This window comes from Endozoicomonas sp. SESOKO3 (genome assembly GCF_024606255.1).
Map to the genome: position 1 here is coordinate 1 of NZ_JAHHPR010000457.1, position 1,083 is coordinate 1,083.

Below are 1,083 nucleotides of genomic sequence, written 5' to 3' on the forward strand. Positions count from 1 at the left end.
GCAAAAGGGGGATTCATGAGGACTTTCGTTACTGGCTGTCTTTCTCCTTCCTCTTCGATATATTCTGCCGAAAGCTCTCCATTTCTAATTTTTCTATTTAAATTCTTAGCGAGACAATCACCATTGATAATATTGTTCTTGCCATCCCCTCTAAAGATCATATTAACAATTGCAAGCGATGCGACATTTGCCTGTTGTTCGATACCAAATATCTTATGCTTCTTAAACATTTCAACGTCATCGGGCTCTTTCAATCTCACCCTATCATATGCCGCTACAAGGAAGCCACCTGTCCCACACGCGGGATCATAGACCAAATCATTAGAGTTGATATTTAGGATATGGCTTGAAAATTCTGTTATATGCCTAGGAGTCAAAACTATGCCAATGTCTTTTGCACCATTCCCATACTTCAAGAAAACTTCGTAGAATTTACCTAGTAAATCATGGCTGCCATCCATCGCTGCTTTAATATTGATTTTTCTTAAAAGGAAGAAAACTTTTACAACAGCAGCTTTATATTTTGCTTTTGCGGCATCTTCTTGTGGGAGTCTTAGCTCGATGTACTCGGCAAACTCCCTCTTTGCATGATTAATTAAAACATCTTCCGCTCTGTTATTTATATCTTTAATAAATACATCTGGAGATGCATTAAAATTTGGCAGAGTGTCAGATACCATAGCCAGTAACACGGAAGACATTACCGTTGCACGGAGATCTTTATTAATTGAAGCCTTATGCAGATCTTCGTTAATTTGCTCGGCAATATTTAGAAGTATTGATTCATCGGTAACCAGTTCATTCAGGATGTGTGTTTCATTATCTATTAGATAGTTAGCCTGATCAGGCGATAAGAAACCGGTTATTGTTTTACTGTTATATTCGACAATATCAACTGCGCCAGCAGTTGATATATATGCGGTTTGAACCAAGTATCCATCATCATCGTTACCGGCAACGCCGGTAACGATTTTTGCTTTAACCGCATCAGATTGGTTTATATCTTTTGCATAATCAACAGCCTCTCTGAAGGCAATATCTATTTTATCTAAGGTGTTCTTGGCTTCTATAACCCAGAAAGCA

At 38.1% G+C, this 1,083-nt stretch carries 1 protein-coding gene; it reads right to left on the reverse strand.

The window, feature by feature from the left end:
* Nucleotides 1–1,083: class I SAM-dependent DNA methyltransferase (locus KDK18_RS07820; protein ID WP_257254344.1), on the reverse strand; the 1,083-nt coding region annotated here is incomplete at both ends.